Genomic DNA, 1330 nt, shown 5'->3' on the forward strand with positions numbered 1-1330 from the left:
GGGGCTCCCGCCTGCGGCTTTTCGCGAGGTTCCCCCGGCGCGCCGCGCCGTTTCGCGGGGAACGGGACCGAGACGTGATGCGAATCGGCCACGAAACGGCAAAGGAATGGATAGTCTCCCACCGATCACTTTTGGTTGTGTAAGGAATCTGGGAGCACACGCCACATGAGCGCTGCCAACCGGGCACAGGTCATCACACGGTGGGGGGCCATCGCCTTCATGGCGGCCGCGGTCCTGACCGCCACCGCCGGTGGCTTCGCCCAGTCCTATGCCGGTCTCTACCACTGGGCCCTGGAGCACGGCCTGCGGGGATGGAAGGCCGAGTCCTTCCCCCTGCTGGTCGACCTGTTCATCATCGTCGGTGAACTCGGGCTGTTCCTGCTGGCCATCGACGCCTTCGTCATCAAGCGCCGGGCCCTGATGAGCTGGCTCGACTTCTGCCTGCCGCTGACCATCGCCCTCGCCGGGTGGACGGCCAGCCTCATCTTCAACGTCGGCCATGTCGGCCACAAGACCTTCTCCTTCCAGGCGACGGCCGCGGTCCCGCCGATCGTGTCGATGCTCGGCCTGTTCGTCCTGCTGCGGACGCTGCACCGGTACGTGTCGCAGAGGACCGAGGAGGAGGAGGCCAAGCAGCCCGAGCCGCAGACGCGCGCGATCGCCGGGCCGGTCACGCTGAACCAGATCACCCTGATGCCGCTGCGCAACACCGGCCCGTTCGCGCAGATCCAGGTGCCCGGGTACTCCGGCAAGGCGATCGAGTCCGGGACCGCGGGCAGGGCCGAGGCCACGGGCGCGCCCGCGGGCGAGGCCGCTCCGGCCCCGGCCGCACCGGCCGCCTCCGCTCCGGCCGCGGCACCCGCCGCGACCGAGGCGCCCGCGCCCGCGCCGGTCCCCGAGCCGGAGCCGGAGCCGGAGCTGGCCGTGGTCAGCGCCGCGTCGCGCGGCAGCCTCAACGGCCGCAGCTCCTACGGCACCGTCACCGAGGAGGAGGCGCCCGTCGGGCCCGCGCCGGAGAACCTGCGGTCCCTCGTCATCGACATCCTCGAACGCCGCCACGGCGACGTCGCCGCGACGCTCGCCGAGGTCAGGGCCGAGGGCTACCGCTGCGACGAGGCCGAGATCCAGCGGATCAGCGACAACCACTGGTTCCCGTACGCGGTGTACCGGCTGCTGGCCAAGCACCACGGCGACGGCGAGCTGGTCGCCCAGGAGCTGAAGGCCCAGGGCATCGTCTACGACCAGGTGACGCTGGACGCGCTCGTCCAGTCCTGGCGCGTCTGACCCCGCGCTCTTTCCGCGCGTTCCGGACCGGCCGCCCGCCACCGCG

General features: G+C 71.6%; 1 protein-coding gene. It reads left to right on the forward strand.

Going from position 1 to position 1330, the window contains the following annotated elements; all coding sequences use genetic code 11:
• Positions 1-165: 165 nt before the first annotated feature.
• Positions 166-1284 (forward strand): DUF2637 domain-containing protein, encoded by a 1119-nt coding sequence (locus ABWI04_RS33960; RefSeq protein ID WP_353834983.1) that lies wholly within the window; start codon positions 166-168, stop codon positions 1282-1284.
• Positions 1285-1330 lie beyond the last annotated feature (46 nt).

It is taken from the genome of Actinomadura sp. NPDC000929, from assembly GCF_040492065.1.
GTDB lineage: Bacteria > Actinomycetota > Actinomycetes > Streptosporangiales > Streptosporangiaceae > Spirillospora > Spirillospora verrucosospora.

What these genes read in the sequence shown, in the direction of transcription:
- ABWI04_RS33960 (WP_353834983.1), top strand. Translation starts at nt 166, where the DNA reads ATGAGCGCTGCCAACCGGGCACAGGTCATCACACGGTGGGGGGCCATC.